Below are 21865 nucleotides of genomic sequence, written 5' to 3'. Positions count from 1 at the left end.
GGGGAGGAGGGGGACCGCGGTGGAACAGGGCGCGTAGATTACTACGCTTCAGCGGAACTGCAGGGTAAGCAGGTAGTAGCGGCCGAGCGGATCGTCCAGCCCGGGCATCTGCCCGCCGTTGCCGACCAGATAGTTCACCGGTTGCGCATCAAGCACATTGTGCACGTCCAGTGCTGCAACGATGCGCGGCCCCAGCCGGCGTGCGAGGTGCAGGTTCCAGCGCAGCTGCCGTGGGTTCATGCAGTGGTTCCGGTCGACCTGCTTCTGCGGGCACTCCGCCCCCGGCAGCCAGGCACGCGTGCGCCCGATCTGGTTGCCGCGCAGCGCGATGTCCCAGTTGCTGTTCTGCCATTGCACGTTCAACACCGCAGCCAGCTCGGGTGTCACATGGCCACGCAGGTCCACGGCGGCCTCATGGTCACGGCGGCGAAGCAGTTCCTGCTGCTTCAGCGCATCGAGCGAAAACAACCATTGGCCGTTGCTGCCGCTGTCGATGCGGTACTCGCCACGCAGCACCCAGTTGCGGGAGGTGGTGCGGCCGATGTTGTCGAACGACAGGCGCAGGCTGCCCAGGTGGCCGTCTTCATCCAGTTCCCACGTGCTGCGGTTCCACACCGCATCGCTCGGCTGCAGGGCGAGGATCTCGTTGCGCAGTTCCACGATGTTGTGGGTCAGCGACAGCGAGAATGTGTCGTCGGGCGTCCACGTGGCTGCCAGCGAATGGCTGCGTGATCGCTCGGCCTTCAGTGCATCGTTCTCAACCACGTTGGCCGTGACGCTGCAGCCGCCACCACGCGTGGCGATCGCACATTCCGGAAGGGCACTGGACACCGGAAGTGTGATCGAGCCGAAGTAGCCGGGAGGCCGCCGTTGCTCGAACAGGCTCGGTGCACGATAGCCGCGCCCGCTGGCCAGCAGGAACGACCAGTGCGGCGTCGGGCTCCAGCGCAGCCCGGCACGAGGCGAGAACGCCATGAAGCCGCCGTCGCGGTCCCAGCGTGCAGCCAGGTCCGCGCGCAACGTGGGGGCCAGCGGCAGGCCCAGCTCGGCGTAGACGCCACTGCTTTGTCGCGACAGGCGGCGTCGCTGCTGTGGCAGGCCCAGCGCAAGGTCGCCCTGGCTCAGCAGTGCGTCCGGGCGCGAGGTCCAGCGTTCATGGCGCAGGTCGATGCCGGTGGCCAGCTGCGCATTGCCGCCGGGCATTGCCATCAGCTCACGCTGCACGCCCCACCAGCCCTGCCATTGTGCGGTGCTGCCGCGGTTGCGGATGGACGGAAACAGCGTGTCCGCCTCGGCCGCCGGCGGCGCGTCGAAACCGGGAGTGAACCTGCGCGCCTGCGTTGCTTCAAGCAGGCGTGTCGTGCGCACGGTGCCTGCAGTGGACAAGGTCACGTCGCTGCGCTGCGCGCTGATGCCCGCCTCCCAGCTGCGCCGGCCCTGGTCGCGGCCGATGCCGAAGGTAAGGTCGGCATCGGTGGCGCGGACGCTGGGGCGCACGTTGCCGGCCTCACGCAGCACACTGTTGAAGGTGATTCCGCGCGAGACCACCGCAACGGCGGTCGGGCCCAGATCGAAGCGCTGGCGGTTGTGACTGGCCCGCGCCTCGACATAGGCATAGCGTCCCTCACCACGTTCATGCCGGTAGTGCAGGAAGGCCGACGCGGTATCCGAGGCGGGCTGCAGCGACCGCGGCCGCGCGCTGTCAAACCAGCAGCCATCCTCGCGCCGCTTCAGGGGCGGCTCGCAGCGCCGGGCGGGCACGTACCAGTTGCCGAAGATCGCGCCGATCGGATACAGCGAGGTTTCCGCGTGCCAGTCACGCTGGTCACCGGCGACATGTTCGACACGGTGCAGATCGAGTCCGGCAAACCAGCGGTCCCCGTTGCCACGCGCGCCGCCCGTGGCGGCCTGCAGGCGGTACTGGCCCGCATCGCCGCGGCTGCTCAGGCCGGTCTGCAGCATGGCTTCGGGCCCATCGGCCTGGTCGCGCAGGATGATGTTGACCACGCCGGACATGGCGTCGGCCCCATAGATGGCCGAGGCACCACCGCGTACCAGTTCGATGCGGTCGACGAAGCTCAGCGGAATGCCGCCGAGGTCGGTGAGCCCACCCTGTTCCAGCGACACCATCGGATAGCGCGGCAGGCGCCGGCCGTTGACCAGGAACAGCGTCGCCCGCGGGCCCATGCCGTCGAGGCTGGTGGTGGCCGCTGCGCCCACCGGCAGGTACTGCGAATCGCCGCCGCGCGAGGTGCTCATGGCCGGATGGCCGTTCATGCCGGGCAGGTGCCGCAGCAGGTCGAACAGATTGCCGTAGCCGCTGCGCAGGATATCGTCGCGATCGATGGTGGTGACCGGCAGTGTGGTCTGCACCGAAGAGCGCGGCAGCCGGCTGCCGGTGACATGGATGGGCGCCAGTTCCACCTGGTGTGGCGTGTCGGCGGACTTGGGAGCCGGGCGCGGCAGGCGCGGGGCTGCGACCGCTTTCGGCGGCGTGGCAGGGGGCTCGGGATGGACGCGCCGCACGACAAAGGCACCGGATGAAGTGCGCAGGATGTTCACCGGCAGGCCGGCGACCAGCTGCTTCAGGGAGGCCCCGGTATCGCGTTGGTCACGGCTGCCGCCGGTGCGCAGATCATCCAGTTCACGTGCGTCGAACAGCAGGGCGGTGCCACTCTGCCGGGCCCATTGCTGCAGTGCCGGCACCAGTGGGCCGGCGCCCACGTCGATCTCCAGCGTGCCGGCGGGCTCGCCGGCATCGGCCATCGGTAGTGCGGCAACACCCAGTGCAAGGCATAGCAGGGCGCGGAGCAGCCCCCACTGCAGCGCACCCGGACCTGCCTTCACTGCCGGTCTCCTCAGTAGGTGCGGCGCAGTTCCAGCGCGCCATCCGGACGCGTCTGGCCAGCCACGGACCAACCCAGTTCCAGCGCCGACAGCAGCTCCTGTGCATCACCGGCGCGGAAGGTGCCGCTTACAGCCAGGTCGGTGATCTCCGGATCGACGATCACCAGTGGCGTGCGGCCATAACGGTTCATGCGCTCGACCACGATCGACAGGGGCGTGGCATCGAACACCAGTTGCCCGCGCAGCCAGCCTTCAGCGGCTGCGTTGGACGAGAGGGCAGGGCCCGGCTGGATACGGCCGGAGGGCAATACCTGCAGTTGTTGGCCGGGTGCCAGCGTGTGCTGCGCTGCGCCGTTGCTGACTTCCACGGCACCTTCCAGCAGTGCGACCTCGACCAGGCCGTCGCGCAGGCGTTCCACCTGGAAGGTCGTGCCGATGTCGCGGATCGTACTGTCGCCGGCGTGCAGCTGCAGCGCCTTGTTCGACGGTGCGACCTGCAGTTGCAGCCGACCCCGCTCCAGCACCAGATCACGATGACGCCAGCCGAAGCGGGCGCGGAGGGTGGTGCCGGCATCCAGCATGGCGACGCTGCCATCGGCCAGCGTCTGCTGCTGTGCCTGGTGCGAATCATTGGCGTAGACCTGTGGCGTGGGGTTGCCGTCGACGGCAACCATCCAGCCGATGCCGATCGCCATGCAGACACCGGCGGCAGCGGCCACGCCCGGCAACCAGCGCCGGCGCGGCGGACGCGCCGCCCGTGCCGCGGCGGTGCGCAGCCAGGGGTCAGCCGCAAGCTCCGCACCCTGCTGGAACAGGGTTTCGGCCTGCACCCAGGCTTTGACGTGGGCCGGATCTTCGGCCAGCCAGTCCTCGAACGTTTCGCGTTCGGCCGATGTGCAGTCCGGGGCTTCCAGGCGGGCTACCCAGGCGCTGGCGCGTTCAAACAGCTGTGCATCATCCCTGTGCGGGGTGCCACTCATTGGCCGTCCCTGTCGTTGTGCAGCGGATCCGATCCCAACTCCTGACGCAGGCCCTGCAGGGCCCGGGCGATATGTTTTTCCACGGTCTTGGCAGTAATTCCACAATGCCGCGCGATCTGCGTGTAGCTCATGCCGGTGATGCGGTTGAGCAGATAGACCTCGCGTGCGCGTTCGGGCAGCTTGAACAGGGCCTGCCGCAGCAGGGACAGCATCTGCCCTGACTCGGCCTGGCGCAATGGATCGGGCGAGGAACTGAGCGGTTCGTCGCTGCCATCGTGTTCGGCCAGCGGCAGATGCGGCCGCGACTGCGGCGAGCGTCCGCGGTCTGCCAGGCGGTTGCGGGCGATACGATACAGCAGCAGGCGCAGTTCGTCCGGGCCCTGTGCGCGATAGCGGATCAGCCGCTCCATGCAGTCCTGCGCGATATCCTCCGCATCCTCAGGTCCGACCCCCCGCGTGCGCAGGAACGCGCACAGTGGTGCGCGCTCTTCGCGTACGAACGCGATGAAGGCATCCGCAGGTGCGGGCGGCTCCGGCGCGCGATGGATCAGGGGAGACGGGGTGGACAGGGCTGGCCTCGACTGTCGGTGGCGAATGCGTCATCGAGTTTTACGCGACGATGACCGGATGGGGAAGAGTGTGCATCGATCGGATTCTCATTGTGAATGTATTCATTTTTCAGGATCGGTTCCACTGGGGGAGATCGCCCCGCTGCGGCGTTGATCGTTCTACCCGCGTGTTGCGGGTGGAGAGAGAGAACGCATGAAGTATTCGAAGTTGAGCCTGGCCCTGGCCGGGCTGATCGGCGTTGCCGCCATATCCGTGGTGGATGACGTCATGGCAATGAGTTATCACGTGCAGGACGATCGCGTCTTCCTCAGCGGCGGCGTCACCGTCGCCGATGTGGTGGCGCTGCCCGCACTGCTGGCCAAGGCGCAGGCTGAAGGCCGTCCGATCCGCGAAGTCGTGCTGCGAACGTCCAACGGTGGCGCGCTGATTGCCGGCGAGTGGCTGCAGGCGGTGATCCGTACCCAGGGCCTGGACACCATCGTGTCCGGCCACTGCATTTCGTCCTGCTCGATCATGCAGTCCGGTGGCGTCAACCGTTACCTCGGCGGCGATCTGCCGCTGGTCGACTCGGTGCAGATCCATGCCGCCAGCAGTGGTGGCAGGATCACCTACGCGCCGTCGCCGCGCATGACCCAGATCTACACAGGCAACTACGGCGGTGGCATGGATGCGGGCCTGTTGCACAAGGCCATGTATGAAGTGGTGCAGCCCAATGGCCTGCTGGTATTCCGCGACCCGGCGCGTACCACGGGTACGTCGGTTACCTTCGATCCGGATGGCAGTGGGAGCAAGCTGGAGTCATTCCCGGGCCAGGACATCCGCAGCAACAGCATCATCAACACGGCGGGCTATCGCGATCCGGGCGACACCCTTCGTGTCACCAGCAACGTCAGCGGCGACATCAACCCGGGCTACCTTCGTACCGCGCGCCAGCTGCAGGCCTTTGTCGACGACGATTTCGCGCGCTGGAACACCGACTGGGCCAGCACCTACATCAACTATGCGGTGAGCCTGTACAACTTCTCCACGCGGGGGGCGAACGGTATCGGCGCGCAGTCGTTGCAGCAGCTGCTCGCCGACCCCGACCTCCAGGATGAACTGCGCGGCCAGCTGCGGCTGGCCGATCTGGATGCCTCGACCCTGGCCAACTCCGCCGGCGTGATCCGTGTCAGCAATGGCGCCACCTGGCGCACCGCTGAAACCACCGGCGCCGATTTCATTCTGGTGGACAACGGCACCATCGCACTGGAGGGTGGTGCGCTGCGCACCCCCGAGCTGCGGGTGATGCCGGGCAGCATCGTGGTTGGCCACGGTGATATCGCATCGGTCGGCACCGACAGCGATGCGCTGCTGGATGGCACCGGCCCGTCCTACCGCGAAGATGGCTTCAACCGCCTGCGCGTGTTCGGCACGCTGATGCCGCGCGGTGGGGATCTGGTGACCCACGGCTACGTCAACATCATGCCCGGCGGCCAGGTGCTGTTTGATGTTACCGAAGCCGGTGGTACCGGCAGTGGCCGCCTGCGCGTCGGCAGCTTCTACGACGGCGGCACCGAGGAGGGCGCGCTGGTGATCGCGCAGGGCGCACACCTTGCGTTGAATGTGGCCCAGGGCTTCTATGCCGGTGCCTACCGCCGCGATCTGGTGGAAGGGCCGATCTACCAGGGGGGCTTCCAGGATGTCGTGCGGCTGGGGGACGCCGGATACAGTGCCAGCATCACTGCCGGTGAAGTGTTCCGCCCGCGCCACAATTCACTGCTCAGCTTCAACGTGAAGCAGACGGCCGATGGCCTGTGGCTGACCGCCAACCCGGGCTTCGACCAGCTGGGCCTGTTTGCCAACGGTACGTCCGGCGACGGCCTGGGCCGCGCGCTGGCGACCGCCTCCGATCGCCAGGACAAGGGACTGAGATCGCTGCTGGGCGCACTGCAGTTCGCCGACCGCGATGTGATCGCACAACAGGCCGGTGCTCTGCGCGGTGATGCGCACGCCAGCCTGCGACTGGCCGACACCGCGCTGGTGGGCAGCATCGGCAACGTCGTGCAGCAGCACCAGTCGGCCATGCGCAGCGGCGGTGATGCCGATGGCCTGGCCTCTCAGGTGGCGCAGTCGGTCTCCTCCCAGCCGGGCATGCGCCATGGCAGCCTGTTCAACCAGCTGGCGATGCACTTGGTCGAGCCCGCGTCGGGCAGCGCCGCGGGCAGCGGTGATGCTGGACGCAGCCATGGCATCTGGGCACGTGGTTTCGCCAGCCATGGTCGCATCGATGCTGACGGTGGCGTGGCCGGCCTGAGCCACACCATCGGTGGCATCGTGGTCGGTGCCGATACCCGCGTGGCCGATGACCGCGTGACCCTGGGCGTCAGCGTGGCCGCGGCGGACATGTCGACCAAGGCCAGCGATGGCTCTGGTTTCACTGGTGACGTGCGTGCGCTGGACGTGGGCGGCTACCTCGATGCGACGTACGCGCGCGGCTATCTGTCGGCGGCCGTGCGCTACACCGATCTGCGCCACGATACGCGTCGCAGCATCAACGGCATCGATGGCCTGCAGCAGCCACTGCGCGCCAAGTACAGCAACGATGCGATCTCCGCACGGGTGGAACATGCGTTCTCCTTCACCACCGCCAAGGGCCTGGTGATCCAGCCGTTGCTGCCGGTGGTGGACTACGCGCGCACCTCGGCCACCCGCTTCAACGAAGGGCAGGGCGCCGGTGCGCTGGTTGGCCGCAGCGGCAGCCTGGAGAGCATCCGCGTGGGTGCGGGCCTGCAGCTGTTCAAGACCTTCGAAGGCAACAACGGCGAGCGCATCACCCCGCGCGCCCGGGTGGTCTGGCAGAAGGAACTGGGCGATTCGCAGGCCCGCTACAGCACCGGCTTCGCCGCGGCACCGGATCTGGTGTTCGGCGCCAGCAGCCAGGCGGTGGGCGAGCAGGTGCTGGCCTGGAACCTGGGTGTGACCAGCCGTGCCAGCGAGCGGCTGTCCATCATGGCCGATTACGTGGGTGAGCGCCGCGACGGGCAGATCCAGAACGGCGTGATGCTGGGCCTGGGCTACAAGTTCTAAGTGGTGCACGGCACCGGCGATGAAGGCATCGCCGGTGCCATCCCCAGAACGCGCGTTGCTGCGGTATGGTCGGCGTGGCATTCCACCCAGGCCCTTCCATGCAGATCGCCGTCTTCAGCGCCCGCCCTTACGATCGCCGTTTCCTTGAGGAAGCCAACCAGCGCGATGCGGCTGGGGACGGCTTTGCGTTCGTGTACTTCGATGTGGCGCTGGACGTGCACACGGCCGCGCTGGCGCAGGATTGCGCAGCCGTATGCGTGTTCGTCAACGACCGCCTGGATGCGCCGGTGCTGCACGCCCTGCATGCGATGGGCGTGCGGGCCGTACTGCTGCGCTGTGCCGGCTTCAACAATGTGGACCTGGCAGCCGCGAAAGCGCTGGATCTGTTCGTCGCACGCGTACCGGCCTATTCCCCGGAGGCGGTGGCCGAGCATGCGTTGGCGCTGGTGATGACCCTCAACCGGCAGACCCATCGCGCCTACAACCGCGTGCGCGAGGGCAACTTCATGCTGGATGGCCTGCTCGGGCGCACCTTGCATGGGCGCACGGTCGGCATTGTGGGTACCGGCAAGATCGGGCTGGCCACCGCGCGCATCTTCAACGGCATGGGCTGCACCGTGCTGGGGCACGATCCTTATCCGTCACCCGCGTTCGGCGGTATTGGCGAAATGGTCGGCCTGGATGAACTGCTGGCGCGTGCCGACATCGTGTCGCTGCATTGCCCGCTGACGCCTGAGACCCATCATCTGATCAATGATGCATCACTGGCGCGGATGAAGCCGGGCGCGATGCTGGTCAACACCTCGCGTGGCGGGCTGGTCGATACCCATGCGGTGATCCGCGCGCTGAAGTCGCGCCGGCTGGGTCATCTGGCCATCGATGTGTACGAGCAGGAGAGCGCGTTGTTCTTCCAGGACCTGTCCGGCGAGATCATCGACGATGAGGCCTTCCAGCGCCTGATGACCTTTCCCAACGTGCTGGTGACAGGCCACCAGGGCTTCTTCACCGTCGAGGCGCTGCAGGAGATCTCAGCGATCACGCTGGGGAATCTGCAGGATTTCGCGGCCGGGCGGGTGTGCGCCAACCGGGTAGAGGCGGGCTGAGCCGGATGGATTGACCGCCGGGGCGCCCAGCCCGTAAAATCGCGGGCTCCGCCGGAATAGCTCAGTTGGTAGAGCGGCGCATTCGTAATGCGTAGGTCGCAGGTTCGACTCCTGTTTCCGGCACCAGTTGTAATGAAAAGCCCCGGCCTTGGTTGGGGCTTTTTGTTTTGGCATTTGAAGCAATCACTGGCCTTGTGTCATGAGCGCGAACCCTTATCAGGCTCAAGCGCGCGCACCGGCTGCCGCAGCACGGTCTTCAACCGCGCCGCGTCGGTCTTGCGCGGATCGCTCAGGTAGATCTCGTGATGGGGGCCGGCGAAGGCGTAGCCCAGCGAAGGCATCAGTTCGTCGTGCAGATGGGCCAGGGCCGGACCCTCGTCATCGTAAGCGCCTACATGCAGGGTCTGCAGGCAGAGGCCTTCTTCAAGAACTTCGTGGCGAAGGCTGGCCGGAACGTCGCCCAGTTTCTTCGCCGCCTTGGCGATGGCAGCCTCCAACTGCTCTGGACTGATCCCGTCCGGCGTGCGGATCATCACCGTCCACCTCCACTCATCCTTGCGGCGAGCCACAAAGCTCGACGGATCCTCGGCGGTCCACAGGGCTTCCAGCGGTGGCACCACGTAGTCCTGGCCCCCGGCCTTCAGTGCGAACTTCAGTGCATAGCTCACCGCGTACAGCCAATGCACGGACTGCAGGTAGGCGGGGGCGGTATTCGGATCACCGTGGCCGTCAACCATCACGTAGGGCAGGGGCGGTACGTCCACTGTCACGAACCGGCCCGCCGGGGGCTGGTACAACGCGCGATCGCGCTTCTTGAAATCGATCTTGTCCATGGGGCTCCTCCGGCGCCCAGCATCCCACGCATTGCCCGCGCGGGCATGCCTGAACATGTTCAGGCGACTTTGCCGAACACGGGCGGAGCAGCCGCCATCGCCCGATGCTAGGATGCCGCCCCCGGGTGTTCTGCCCGCCGCGGTTGCGCGGTGCGACAACGTGTCGCAGCCAGAAACGGGCCTTTCCTGCGCTCGATCATTGTCAATGCCTTTCTTAAATGGTGGGTGACGGCCTAAAATTGAAAGGCTGACTCGACCCCACCTCCCTACCTGTCTTCCGGACCGGTGGGACCGGCTTTGGCCGGAACAGGCAGGACGGGGAACGGCATTCCCTCGCAATTGGATCGACCGATGATTCCGTTGAAAACCCTTGGGCGCTGGTTGCGCCCGGGCCTGCTGCTGTCGTTGCTGGTGATGCTCACCGGCTGCGATGCCGTGGCCATCCTCAGTCCGAAGGGCCAGATCGGCCAGGATGAGAAGACCCTGCTGATCACGGCTACCGTGCTCATGCTGCTGGTCGTCATCCCGGTCATCATCATGACCCTGACCTTCGCGTGGAAGTATCGCGCCTCCAACACCAAGGCCCGCTACGAGCCGAAGTGGTCCCACTCGACGGCGATCGAGGTGGTGGTGTGGTCCATTCCCTGCATGATCGTGCTGGTGCTGGCGGTCCTGACCTGGCGTTCGTCGCACGCGCTGGACCCGTACAAGCCGCTGGAATCGGACGTCAAGCCGGTCACCATCGAGGCGATCTCGCTGGACTGGAAGTGGCTGTTCATCTATCCGGAAGAGAAGGTGGCGGTCGTCAACGAAATCAAGTTCCCGGTCAACACGCCGCTGAACTTCAAGATCACGTCCGATTCGGTGATGAATGCGTTCTTCATCCCGCACCTGGGCAGCATGATCTACTCGATGGCTGCGATGGAGACCAAGCTCCATCTGATCGCCAACGAGACCGGTGAATTCCCGGGCATGTCCTCGCACTACAGCGGCGCGGGCTTCGCCAAGATGCACTTCACCGCCTACTCGGTCACCGATGCCGAATACCGCCAGTGGCTGGACCAGGTCCGCGCCGGCGAGCAGACCCTGGACAAGGCCTCGTTCAAGGCGCTGGGTGAAGCACGCAACGCCGAGTGGTATCCGGTCACCTACTTCGGCAAGACCGAAGAAGGCCTGTTCGACTGGGTCATCGCCAAGCACATGGGCGACAACAAGCATTACGGCATGAAGCACGAACACGCCGGTGCCGCCGCTGCCGATGCCGCCAGCCATGAAGCGCACGAGGGCCATGCCCCCAGTGACGCGCATGATTCCAAGGAATCGGGTGAAAACCTGGATGCCAACGAACACGAACACGCAGGCCACGCCGGCCATGCGGGCTCGGGAGAATGAACATGTTGGGTAAACTCTCAATTGAGTCGATCCCCCACGATCCGATCGTGCTGACCACCCTGGTCGGCGCGGTGCTGGGTGGCCTGGGCGTCATGGCCCTGATCACCAAGTTCAAGCTGTGGGGCTATCTGTGGAAGGAGTGGTTCACTTCGGTGGATCACAAGAAGATCGGCGTGATGTACCTCATCGTCGCCTTCGTCATGCTGCTGCGCGGTTTCTCCGACGCCATCATGATGCGTACCCAGCAGGCGCTCGCCGTCGGCGGGTCCGAGGGTTACCTGCCGCCGCACCACTACGACCAGATCTTCACCGCGCACGGCGTGATCATGATCTTCTTCGTGGCGATGCCGCTGATCACCGGCCTGATGAACCTGGCCGTGCCGCTGCAGATCGGTGCGCGCGACGTCGCGTTCCCGTTCGTCAACTCGCTCAGCTTCTGGCTGTTCGTGTCCGGTGCGGTGCTGATCATGCTGTCGCTGTGGATCGGTGAGTTCGCTGCCACCGGCTGGCTGGCGTTCCCGCCGTTGTCGGGCATCGAATACAGTCCAAGCGTCGGCATGGACTACTACATCTGGGGTCTACAGGTCGCAGGCCTGGGTACCACGCTGAGCGGTATCAACTTCTTCATCACCATCCTGAAGATGCGTACCCCCAGCATGAAGCTGATGCAGATGCCGGTGTTCACCTGGACCGCCCTGGTGACCAACGTGCTGATCGTCGCTGCCTTCCCGGTGCTGACCATCACCCTGGTGCTGCTGACCCTGGACCGCTACCTGGGTACGCACTTCTTCACCAATGACGGTGGCGGCAACGCCATGCTGTACATCAACCTGATCTGGATCTGGGGTCACCCGGAGGTGTACATCCTGGTCCTGCCGGCGTTCGGTGTGTTCTCCGAAGTCATCGCGACCTTCTCGCGCAAGGCGCTGTTCGGCTACAAGGGCATGGTCTACGCCACCGCCTGCATCGGCGTGCTGTCGTTCATCGTGTGGCTGCACCACTTCTTCACCATGGGCTCGGGTGCCAACGTCAATGCCTTCTTCGGCATCACGACGATGATCATCTCGATCCCGACCGGCGTGAAGATCTTCAACTGGCTGTTCACCATGTTCCGCGGTCGCGTGCAGTTCACCACGCCCGTGCTGTGGACCATCGGCTTCATGGTCACCTTCACCATCGGCGGCATGACCGGCGTGATGCTGGCGATCCCGGCCATCGACTTCGTGCTGCACAACAGCCTGTTCCTGATCGCCCACTTCCACAACGTCATCATCGGCGGCGTGGTGTTCGGCATGTTCGCCGGCATCACCTACTGGTGGCCGAAGATGTTCGGCTTCCGCCTCAATGAGTTCTGGGGCAAGTGCGCGTTCTGGTGCTGGTTCATCGGCTTCTACGTGACCTTCATGCCGATGTACGTGCTGGGCTTCATGGGCATGACCCGTCGTCTGCAGAGCACCGTCAACCCGGCCTACGAGCCGCTGCTGCTGGTCGCTGCCGCAGGTGCCTTCATCGTGGGTGCCGGCATTCTGTGCCAGATCATCCAGGTGGCCGTGTCGATCCGCGACCGCAAGAAGACCGCCGACCTGACCGGCGACCCGTGGGATGCCCGTACGCTGGAGTGGGAAACCTCTTCGCCGCCGGCCTTCTACAACTTCGGCACGCTGCCGGAAGTCACCGAGCTGGACGATTTCTGGGAGCGCAAGCAGCGTGGTGAAGCCTGGCCGAAGCCGGCCAAGTACACCGACATCCACATGCCGCGCAACACCGGCACGGGCGTTGTCATCGGTGCCTTCAGCCTGGTGTTCGGCTTCGCGATGATCTGGCACATCTGGTGGCTGGCCATCGTCGGCTTCGTCGGCATGATCGCCACGTTCATCTACCGCACCTTCGACCAGGACGTGGACTACTGGGTCCCGGCCGCCGAGGTGGAACGCATCGAGAACGAACACCGCAAGCACCTGGAAAACCAGGGCCTGGTGAAGTCGGAGCTGAAGGCATGAGCACCAATACCTCGACCCTGAGCCACGGGCACGCCGCGCAAGCGGCGGCCCATGGCCATGACGACCACGAGCACCACGACACCGGCGGCAACACCGTCTTCGGTTTCTGGGTGTACCTGATGAGCGACTGCCTCATCTTCGCCTCGCTGTTCGCCACCTATGTGGTGCTGGCCGGCGGTACCGATGGTGGCCCGACCGCGAAGGACCTGTTCGAACTGCCGTTCGTGGCTTGGGAAACCGCGCTGCTGCTGACCTCCTCGCTGACCTTCGGCCTGGGCATGATTGCCATGCACCGCAAGCAGATGGGCCAGATGTACCTGTGGCTGGGCATCACCTGGCTGCTGGGCTTCGGCTTCATGTGCATGGAAGTGTGGGAGTTCCAGCACCTGATCCATCAGGGCTACGGTCCGGACCGCAGTGCCTTCCTGTCGGCGTTCTTCGCCCTGGTCGGTACCCACGGCCTGCACGTCAGCGCCGGCCTGCTGTGGCTGCTGGTGATGTTCGTGCAGCTGAAGAAGTACGGCCTGACCCCGACCAACAAGACCCGCATGGCGTGCCTGAGCCTGTTCTGGCACTTCCTGGACCTGATCTGGATCGGCGTGTTCTCCGTCGTCTACCTCAATGGAGCCCTGTAATGGCACATGACAACCATGCACACGACCACGGCACCGGCGGCGAAAGCCATGGCACCGTGAAGTCGTACCTGATCGGCTTCGTGCTGGCGGTGGTGCTGACCGTCATCCCGTTCTGGATGGTGATGTCGGGCGACTTCTCGCGCACCGTCAACGGTGTGGTGATCGCAATCACCGCGGTGCTGCAGATGCTGGTCCACCTGGTGTTCTTCCTGCACCTGGACCGCTCTTCGGAAAGCCGCTGGAACGTCAACGCTGCGGCCTTCACCGTGGTGGTGATCGGCATCATCGTGGTCGGTACCCTGTGGGTCATGCACAACATGAACGTGCACATGATGCACTGACGTCCACGCGACGTTGCCACGCAGAAAGGCCGCCTTCGGGCGGCCTTTTTGTTTGTCTGCGGATATGGGTAGTGCCGGCCGCTGGCCGGCAATCGCGGGAAGCCGGCCGGCGGCCGGCTCTACCCCGCCACCCGGCGCAGGAACTCTTCGGCATCCATAGGCCGGCCCAGGTGATAGCCCTGCAGCTGGTCGCAGCCCAGTTCGCTCAGGTATTCGCGCTGCGCCTGCGTCTCCACGCCTTCGGCCACCACCTGCAGCTGCAGGGTGCGTCCCAGCGCAATGATCGACGACACGATGGCGGCGTCTTCGTCGTTGCGTTCCAGGTCATGCACGAACGCGCGGTCGATCTTCAGTTCGGTGGCCGGCATCCGCTTCAGGTACAGCAGGCTGGAGTAGCCGGTGCCGAAATCGTCGATGGCGATATGCACGCCCATCGCGGTCAGGTCGTTGAGAATCGCCAGGCTGGCGTCGACATCCTTCATCGCCGTGGTCTCGGTGATCTCCAGGGTCAACCGCGCCGGCTCGATCCGGTGCCGCTGCAGCACCTCGCGCACGCTGTCCAGCAGCGCCGGCGAGGAGAACTGCAAGGGCGACAGGTTCACCGCCATCGACCATCCGGTATGCCCGGCCTCGTGCCATGCACGCAGCTGTGCACAGGCACGGTCCAGTACCCAGTCACCGATCGGCAGGATCAGGCCACTGCGCTCGGCGATGGGAATGAACACATCCGGCGCCAGCAGGCCCAGTTCCGGGTGCTGCCAGCGCAGCAGGGCCTCGGCGCCGGTAGCTGGTGCGCCAGCGGCCGGGAACTTCGGCTGGTAGTGCAGCAGCAGCTCGTCACGCGCGATCGCCTTGCGCAGGTCCTGCAGCAGGCGCAGCTGGCGGTTGGCACTGAGCTGCATCGACGGAGTGAAGAACGTATAGCCGTTCCGGCCGGTTTCCTTGGTGTGGTACATCGCCGCATCGGCGTGCGCCATCAGTTCGCGCTCGTTGCTGGCGTCATCCGGGTACAGGGCGATGCCGAGACTGGCGCTGACCTGCAGTTCGGCGGCATCCAGGGTGAATGGTTCGCCGGCGGCGGCGATGATGCGTTCGGCCACCACCACCGCATCGTCCGGGGTGTCGATGGCCAGCACGATCACGAACTCGTCGCCGCCGAGGCGCGCGAACGTGTCCTGCGGCCGCAGCAGGCCGCCGATGCGCTGTGCCACCGCCACCAGCAGACGGTCGCCGAGCTGGTGGCCATAGGCATCATTGACCGCCTTGAAGCCGTCCAGGTCGCAGAACATCACCGCCACGGCGCGGCCACGTCGGCGCGCCTTCTCGATGGCCTGCTCGATGCGGTCCTGCAGCAGCATGCGGTTGGGCAGCTGGGTCAGCGGGTCATGCAGGGCGGCCTGGATCAGCTTGTCGTTGACGTGCGCCAGCGAGTCGGCCAGCAGCCCGGTGCGAACGCGCATCTGCCGGTCGAACAGCGAGGCCACCAGGGCGATGCCCAGCGTGGCCACGGTGGTGACGATCACCAGCACCGCCAGCCAACGCGTGTCGATGCCGCCGCTGCCGACCGCACCGCAGATGCTGCCTTCGGGGAAGCGTGCGGCGGCCATGCCGGTGTAATGCATGCCGACGATGGCCAGGCCCATCACCAGCGAGGCCAGTGCGCGCAGGCGCATGGTGTGGCGCTGCTCGGTACGCAGGCGGAAGGCGATCCACAGCGCCGCGCCGGCGGCACCGATGGCTACTGCAATGGAGGCGGCGAACCAGCCCGGGTGATAGTCGATGCCCGGCTGCATGCGCATCGCGGCCATGCCGAGGTAGTGCATGGTGGCAATGCCCAGGCCCATCAGCACGGCGCCGGCCAGCAGTCGTCGCCACGGCAGGCTGGGTCGTGACACCAGCCACAGCGCATAGGCCGAAGCGCCGATCGACACTGCAAGCGAATACAGGGTGATGCCGAGGTCGTAGCCGACCGGGATCGGCAGGTCGAAGGCCAGCATGCCGATGAAATGCATCGACCAGATACCCAGGCCCATCGCCGCCGCGCCGCCGGCCAGCCACCAGCGGGCCACGCGGCCCTCGGCCGTGGCCAGGCGGCCGGCCATGTCCAGCGCCGTGTACGAAGCAAGAATGGCCACCAGCAGGGAGATGGCGACCAGGCTCTGACTGTAACTGCCAGTCATGTTGAATCCAGAGGGGGAGGGAGGGGCGCCCGCAAGGCGCACGCCCGCGACAGCTATCGGCGCGGGTGGGCGGGACTTGAGCGGTCGCAGCACCTGCGACCCGGCTCGGCTATCCTGCCACGCCTGTTCCCGTTGCTGGAAATCATCCGATGGCAAAAGCCCGCACCGCCTACGTCTGCAATGAATGCGGCGCCGAATTCAGCAAGTGGCAGGGCCAGTGCACCGAGTGCAACGCCTGGAACTCGCTGTCGGAAATCGTGCTGGAGAGCGCGGCGGCGGCCAAGGCGCCCGCGTCGCGCCGGGCCGGCTGGGCCGGCAAGATCGACCCGCCGAAGATCACCGCCCTGAAGGACGTGGAGCAGACCGAGCATCGCCGTGTCTCGACCGGCATCGGCGAGTTCGATCGCGTGCTGGGCGGTGGCCTGGTCGAGGGCGCGGTGGTACTGGTTGGTGGCGACCCGGGCATCGGCAAGTCGACCCTGCTGCTGCAGGCGGTGGCGAAGATGGCGGCCGAGCTGCCGGTGCTGTACGTCACCGGCGAGGAGTCGCTGGCCCAGGTGGCCGGCCGCGCACACCGGCTGGAATTGCCGCTGGATGGTGTCAACGCGCTGGCCGAGACCGGCGTCGAGTCGATCCTGCAGCATGCGTCCAAGGCCGGCCCGCGGCTGATCGTGGCCGACTCCGTGCAGACCCTGTGGACCGAGAGCCTGACCGCCGCGCCCGGCTCGGTCAGCCAGGTGCGCGAGAGCGCGGCGCGGCTGGTGCGTTTCGCCAAGGAGACCGGCACCGCCGTGTTCCTGGTCGGCCACGTGACCAAGGAGGGCGGTATCGCCGGCCCGCGCGTGCTCGAACACATGGTCGATGCGGTGCTGTACTTCGAAGGCGAGAGTGGCAGCCGCTTCCGCCTACTGCGCGCGTTCAAGAACCGCTTCGGTGCGGTCAACGAGCTGGGCGTGTTCGCGATGGGCGACAAGGGCCTGAAGGAAGTCTCCAATCCGTCGGCGATCTTCCTGTCCGGCGGCAGCACCCACCAGCCGGGCAGCTGCGTGATGGTCACGCGCGAGGGTACCCGGCCGCTGCTGGTGGAAGTGCAGGCACTGGTCGATGCGTCGCCGCTGTCGAACCCGCGCCGCGTCGCGGTCGGCCTGGAGCAGAACCGCCTGGCGATGCTGCTGGCGGTGCTGCATCGCCACGGCGGCGTGCTGGTCGGCGACCAGGATGTCTTCGTCAACGTGGTCGGTGGCATCCGCGTGCAGGAGACCGCTGCCGACCTGCCGGTGCTGCTGGCGGTGCTGTCCTCGCTGCAGGACCGGCCGCTGGCGGAAAAGACGATTGCGTTTGGCGAGGTTGGCCTGTCCGGCGAGATCCGACCGGTACCCAATGGCGAAGACCGCTTGCGCGAAGCCGCCACGCATGGCTTCAAGCGCGCCATCGTGCCCAAGGCCAATGCGCCCAAGGGGGGGGCGGTGAAGGGTATGGAAGTGATTGCGGTGGAGCGCCTGTCCGAGGCTATCGACGCGGCGTGATCGCGCCGGGCATGGCCCGGCGTCACCACCGCGCACGCGGAATACGGCGGCCGACACGGCAACGGTCAGCCTCCCTGTGCTAGTTTTTCCCGCTCGACGAAGGCGCCCTCTGGCGTCTTTCCGTGCCCAGGAGTAAACGATTACATGCAGGACACCGCGCTCACCGCCCCCAACGCCGAAATCCGTCGCGCCGGGGTCGATCTCAATGGACTGATGACGGTGCTGGGCAAGCACCTCTATTCCACCCCGGTGGTGGCGCTGCGTGAGCTGGTGCAGAACGCGCACGACTCGATCATCCGCCGCCGCATCGAACAACCCGGCGTCGAGGTGCCCTCGCGCATCGCGGTGCAGGTCGATGCCGCTGCCGGCGTGCTGCGCATCATCGATACCGGCGCCGGCCTGACCCGCCAGGAGATCCATGACTACCTGGCGACCGTCGGCGTCGGCTACACCCGCGGCCTGCGCCAGGGCGGCGAGGACGATGAGGGCCTGATCGGCATGTTCGGCCTCGGCTTCCTGTCGGCCTTCGTGCTGGCGCGCCGGGTCAGCGTGCGCACCACCTCGTACCAGACGCCGGAACTGGGCCATCTGTACGTGTCCAGCAACGCCGAGCAGTACACCGTCAGCGAAGTGCCGGCACGCGCGGTCGGCACCGAGGTGGAACTGGAGCTGCATCCGGACTTCCTGCCGCTGGCCAACGAGGCGCGCCTGCACGAAGTGCTGGGTCGCTACTGCGCGCTGCTGTCCGAGCCGATCTTCATCGGTGCTGCAGGCGAGGCGCTCAACCCCGAGCCGCCGCCGTGGCGCGGCCAGGGCGATGTGGCCCTGCATCCGGTGCAGGCGCGTCGCCAGGCGCTGCAGTTCGCGGCGCGTTTCGAACATGATTTCGAGCCGATCGTCACCGTGCCGTTGCGCGCTGATGGCAGCAGTGATGCCACCGGCCTGCTGTGGGTGCAGGACGGTGCTACCTACGGCACCAGCGATAACCGCAACCTGTCGGTGTTCGTGCGCGGCATGCTGCTGGACGACGATGCGCGTGACCTGCTGCCGCCGTGGGCGGGCTTCATCGGCGGGGTGATCGAATCCTCGCGGCTCACGCCCACCGCCAGCCGCGAAGACCTGCAGCGCGATGACCAGTACCGCGCCGTGCAGCATGCGTTGCTGGAGGCGCTGATTGATGGCCTGGCCGACGTCGCGCGGCAGCAGCCGGAAGCGTGGCGACGTGTATTGAGCCGCCACAACGAGGCGCTGCTGGGCGCGGCGCTGTGCGATGACCGCCTGTTCGACCTGCTGCTGGAGCACGTGCGCGTGCCGACCTCGCAGGGCGATCTGCCTGCCAGTGCGCTGCCCGCACGCGGTGCCGTGCACGTGATCCTCGACAATGGTGGCGGCTTCGAGGAAATGCTGTTCCGTGCGATGGGCGTGCCGGTCGCGCATGGCCATCGCTATGCGGTGGTGCCGTTCCTGCGGCGCTGGGCCCAGGCCAAGGGCCTGCGCCTGGTCGAGCTGGGGACCGAGCAGGGCAACCGCGCGTTGTTCCGCAGCGATGACAGCCTCGACGAGGCGCAGCTGGCATGGCTGCGCGAGCAGCTGGGTGACGGCGAACAATTGCTGCCGGCACGCTTCAGTCCCGAGTCGCTGCCGGTGGTGGTGGTGCCCGATCGCGAAGCCGAACTGAAGCAGCGCCTGGAAGACGATGAGAACGACAAGCGCGTTTCAATGGCGGCGCTGCGGCTGGCGCGTCAGTTCACCGCGCGCATCGAATCGCGTGCGCCATCGCGGTTGTATCTCAACCTCGACAACCCCGCGGTGCAGGCGCTGCTGCGCGCCCAGCGCGACGGCCACCCGCAGGCCGAAGCCGCAGCGCGCCTGCTGCGCTCACTGAAGATCATCGTCGCCGCGCAGGGCCGTCCACTGGCCCGCGCGACCGCCACGCCCGGCCCGGATCTCAACGGCGCCTTCACCGATATCGCCGGTGCCCTGCAGCAGATGCTGCGCTGAGCACCGCATCCTCTCATCCAGCCTTCGCTAGACAGGAATACTTACCCCATGGACATCTGGAACTGGGTCGAAAAACTGCAGGGTGACCTGCGCCAGGCCGGCCAGGCGCAGAATGCGCACCTGCTGAACCGCCTCGCCGACGAGGTGAGTGAACTGCGTGTCGACCGCGTCGACGCGCTGCTGCCCGAAGCGCGAGCCCTGGGCAAGGCGCTGGACAACCCGTGGGTCGACGTTTACGTCGGGCACTGGGCGCTGCGCAACCGCGTCGGCAATCGTGTCGAAGGCGAGAGCGCGCTGGGCGAAGCCGTGGCGCTGTTCGAGCGTGCGCATCGCGAGGACACCCTGGAGTGCCCGCAGTCGATCTGCGTGACCCAGGATCTTGCCGCCTGCTACGGCAACATCGATGGCCCCGGCTGGGTGCCGGAGCGCATCGAGGTGTGCGACGAGACGCTGGGCCGCATCGACCCGAGCTGGGCCTGCTTCCAGTGCCTGAGCTGCGAAAAGGCCGATGCACTGCTTGATGATGGCCGTGGCCAGGAGGCACTGGATTACCTGCAGGTGCAGTCCGACGCGATCGAGGCCTGCGGCAAGGAAGTGTTCGACAGCTTCCCGGAGATGCAGATCAAGATCCTGCTGGGCATGGGCCGCGCCGAAGAAGCGCTGCTGCTGATCGAGAAGCGCGAGGCCGAAGTGGCCGCGTCCGGCGAGTACGAGCCGGCCAACTGCACGGTGCCGCGCCGCCTGTCCAAGGCGTGGGCGCTGGCCCAGCTGGACCGTGACGAAGAGGCCCTGCAGCAGCTGGTGCCGTGGAGCGAGCTGACGCCTACCTACTGGCGGCTGTGGGCGAACACCGCCGCAGCGCTGTGCCGGCGTGATCCCGCACGCAATACCTGGGACCTGGGTACGCGCTTCAACACCATCATCGAACACTTTGCCGAGGTTGGCTCGCACCGCCTGCTGATCGAAGTCGCTGCGCTGAGCCTGGAGCTGGCCCTGCAGCGTGGCGCACGCTGGGTGGCGCTGCGCCAGCTGGAACTGGCGCGTACCCATCTGGCACAGCTGCGCCAGGACCGGGGTGCGGCTGCGCTGGTGGCCGGCCTGGCGGCACGCATCGATGCATTGCCGGATGTGGCGCCGCTGCCGGTGCCAGCCGCTGAACTACTGGTTTGGCTGAACGAACAGGGAGAGCAGAATCAGTCGCGCGATCCCGAACGTGAGGCGCAGTGGCTGCTGCAGGCACAGGCGCAGCTGCCAGATGACGAGGCGCTGGCCGAGATGGCTGCCTCCGCGCTGAGCGCCTGTGGGGCGCAGACGGAAGCGCGCGCATTGCTGTGGCGCTTCGTGCGCGCACACACGCAGGATGATGGCCCGGCCGCCTACACGCTGATGCGCTGGCTGACCGAGCAGGGCGACGACGAAGGCCTGCGCCAGCTGGCTGATGCCTATCGTGGCAGCGTGCCGGTGTTCGCGCACTGGTGCGAGGTGCAGCGCGCCCGTCGCGTGTCCGACTGGCCGGCACTGGAGCAGGCCGCGCAGGCGCTGCTGGCGGCCTCGCCGGGCTCGCATGGCGCACGCGGTACGCTGGCGCGGATGTACATGGAAACCGGTCGCTTCAGCGAGGCGCAGGCCTGCTATGCGCAGCTGGTGGAGCTGCTGGAAGAACCCAACGCCGCACACTGGGACCACATGAGCGCGGCCAGCGCGGCACGCGACTGGGATGCGGTGCGCCGCTCGGCGGCGGCGATCGGCATGGAGCTGTCCAGCCAGGACGGCGTGGTCGAGGAGCCGTGGGGCTGGGTGATCATCCGCAGCGAAGAGAACGGCGAGCCGATGGAGTACTACGCGCGCCGCAGTGGCCCGGTCACCGCGCGTATCGTCGAGAACGCACCGGCCAACCGTGCCCAGCAGGTAGGCGACTGGGTGGTGTTCGATGCTGCGCTGGTGCACCCGGCGCCGGAGGAGGAGGAAGCGCGCGAGCATTTCATCCCGACCTATGCGCAGGTGCATGTGCTGGAGCGCGGCGGCTTCGCCCGCAGCTGGCTGATCGACGGCGCGCACCCGGGCGAAGACGCGTGGAATGCCTTTGTCGCAGCGGCCGAGGCGCAGGGCTGGCAGGTGTGGTCGCACAGCCGCCCGGACTACACCGTGACCGATCCGGACGAGGAGGAGGGCACGCTGCCGGGCCTGCTGTTCACCGTCGCCCAGCCGCAGGACCATGCACCGCTGGCGCTGCACCGCTTCCTGCAGCAGGAAACCACGAAGTGGCCGCATCCGCATTGCTGGCTACGCCTGGCCGAAGCCTGCGACCAGGATCGCCAGCCGCACCTGGACGTGATCGAGCGTTACGGCTTGTAAGCCTGGTATCGGGTAGTGCCGGCCGCTGGCCGGCAG

The 21865-nt window shown here is 66.6% G+C and carries 14 protein-coding genes and 1 tRNA gene; 10 read left to right on the top strand and 5 right to left on the bottom strand.

From position 1 onward, the window contains the following. Positions 1–48: 48 nt before the first annotated feature. From R1L06_RS17775 to R1L06_RS17765, 3 genes are read right to left on the bottom strand one after another with little or no spacing between them, the layout of a single operon-like run. Complete coding sequence (locus tag R1L06_RS17775) at positions 49–2847, bottom strand: TonB-dependent receptor plug domain-containing protein (protein WP_317218363.1); 2799 nt, start codon at positions 2845–2847, stop codon at positions 49–51. Positions 2848–2858: 11 nt separating this feature from the next. After that, entirely contained in the window at positions 2859–3827 is a 969-nt protein-coding gene (locus R1L06_RS17770; RefSeq protein WP_049398929.1) for a FecR family protein, read from the bottom strand. After that, entirely contained in the window at positions 3824–4333 is a 510-nt protein-coding gene (locus R1L06_RS17765; RefSeq protein ID WP_317218368.1) for an RNA polymerase sigma factor, read from the bottom strand. The genes R1L06_RS17770 and R1L06_RS17765 overlap by 4 nt, the downstream gene beginning before the upstream one ends. A gap of 256 nt (positions 4334–4589) precedes the next feature. On the opposite strand from R1L06_RS17765, the gene R1L06_RS17760 reads away from it, so the two are divergent. The 3 genes from R1L06_RS17760 to R1L06_RS17750 all read left to right on the top strand — a co-directional run bounded on the left by R1L06_RS17760 (position 4590) and on the right by R1L06_RS17750 (position 8692). Next, entirely contained in the window at positions 4590–7463 is a 2874-nt protein-coding gene (locus tag R1L06_RS17760) for an autotransporter domain-containing protein (protein WP_317218362.1), read from the top strand. 98 nt (positions 7464–7561) lie between these two features. Continuing rightward, positions 7562–8566, top strand: coding sequence for a 2-hydroxyacid dehydrogenase (locus R1L06_RS17755; RefSeq protein ID WP_317218361.1), 1005 nt, complete (start codon positions 7562–7564; stop codon positions 8564–8566). A 50-nt stretch (positions 8567–8616) separates the two neighbouring features. Then, positions 8617–8692: transfer RNA gene (locus R1L06_RS17750), tRNA-Thr, on the top strand. A 71-nt stretch (positions 8693–8763) separates the two neighbouring features. Here the strand turns inward: R1L06_RS17750 and R1L06_RS17745 are convergent. Next, positions 8764–9399 carry a GyrI-like domain-containing protein gene (locus R1L06_RS17745; protein WP_317218360.1) on the bottom strand — a complete coding sequence of 212 codons (636 nt, stop codon included), beginning with the start codon at positions 9397–9399 and terminating at the stop codon, positions 8764–8766. A gap of 351 nt (positions 9400–9750) precedes the next feature. On the opposite strand from R1L06_RS17745, the gene cyoA reads away from it, so the two are divergent. From cyoA to cyoD, 4 genes are read left to right on the top strand one after another with little or no spacing between them, the layout of a single operon-like run. Beyond that, positions 9751–10791: a ubiquinol oxidase subunit II gene (gene cyoA, locus R1L06_RS17740; RefSeq protein ID WP_049424459.1), complete on the top strand. Its 1041-nt coding sequence runs from the start codon at positions 9751–9753 to the stop codon at positions 10789–10791. 2 nt (positions 10792–10793) lie between these two features. Next, a complete protein-coding gene (cyoB, locus tag R1L06_RS17735; protein WP_040008505.1) occupies positions 10794–12791 on the top strand; it encodes a cytochrome o ubiquinol oxidase subunit I in 1998 nt (665 codons plus the stop codon). Continuing rightward, entirely contained in the window at positions 12788–13426 is a 639-nt protein-coding gene (gene cyoC, locus R1L06_RS17730; protein WP_012510428.1) for a cytochrome o ubiquinol oxidase subunit III, read from the top strand. Before cyoB ends, cyoC begins: the two co-directional genes overlap by 4 nt. Continuing rightward, positions 13426–13767, top strand: a complete 342-nt coding sequence (gene cyoD, locus R1L06_RS17725) for a cytochrome o ubiquinol oxidase subunit IV (RefSeq protein ID WP_005408584.1) — start codon at positions 13426–13428, stop codon at positions 13765–13767. Before cyoC ends, cyoD begins: the two co-directional genes overlap by 1 nt. Before the next feature lie 119 nt (positions 13768–13886). Here cyoD and R1L06_RS17720 read toward each other — a convergent pair whose 3' ends face one another. Further along, positions 13887–15947, bottom strand: coding sequence for a putative bifunctional diguanylate cyclase/phosphodiesterase (locus R1L06_RS17720; RefSeq protein ID WP_317218359.1), 2061 nt, complete (start codon positions 15945–15947; stop codon positions 13887–13889). 149 nt (positions 15948–16096) lie between these two features. On the opposite strand from R1L06_RS17720, the gene radA reads away from it, so the two are divergent. The 3 genes from radA to R1L06_RS17705 all read left to right on the top strand — a co-directional run bounded on the left by radA (position 16097) and on the right by R1L06_RS17705 (position 21829). Then, on the top strand, positions 16097–17473 hold the full coding sequence (gene radA, locus R1L06_RS17715) for a DNA repair protein RadA (protein ID WP_317218358.1): 1377 nt from the start codon (positions 16097–16099) through the stop codon (positions 17471–17473). A 144-nt stretch (positions 17474–17617) separates the two neighbouring features. Then, complete coding sequence (locus tag R1L06_RS17710; RefSeq protein ID WP_317218357.1) at positions 17618–19474, top strand: ATP-binding protein; 1857 nt, start codon at positions 17618–17620, stop codon at positions 19472–19474. Between the two features lie 48 nt (positions 19475–19522). Then, complete coding sequence (locus R1L06_RS17705) at positions 19523–21829, top strand: tetratricopeptide repeat protein (protein ID WP_317218356.1); 2307 nt, start codon at positions 19523–19525, stop codon at positions 21827–21829. Positions 21830–21865: the final 36 nt, after the last annotated feature.

Origin of the sequence: Stenotrophomonas mexicanensis (genome assembly GCF_032911605.1) — a bacterium.
GTDB classification, from domain to species: domain Bacteria; phylum Pseudomonadota; class Gammaproteobacteria; order Xanthomonadales; family Xanthomonadaceae; genus Stenotrophomonas; species Stenotrophomonas maltophilia_A.
The sequence above is the reverse complement of the archived record's forward strand: the minus strand, read 5'-3'. Positions and strand labels throughout refer to the sequence as shown.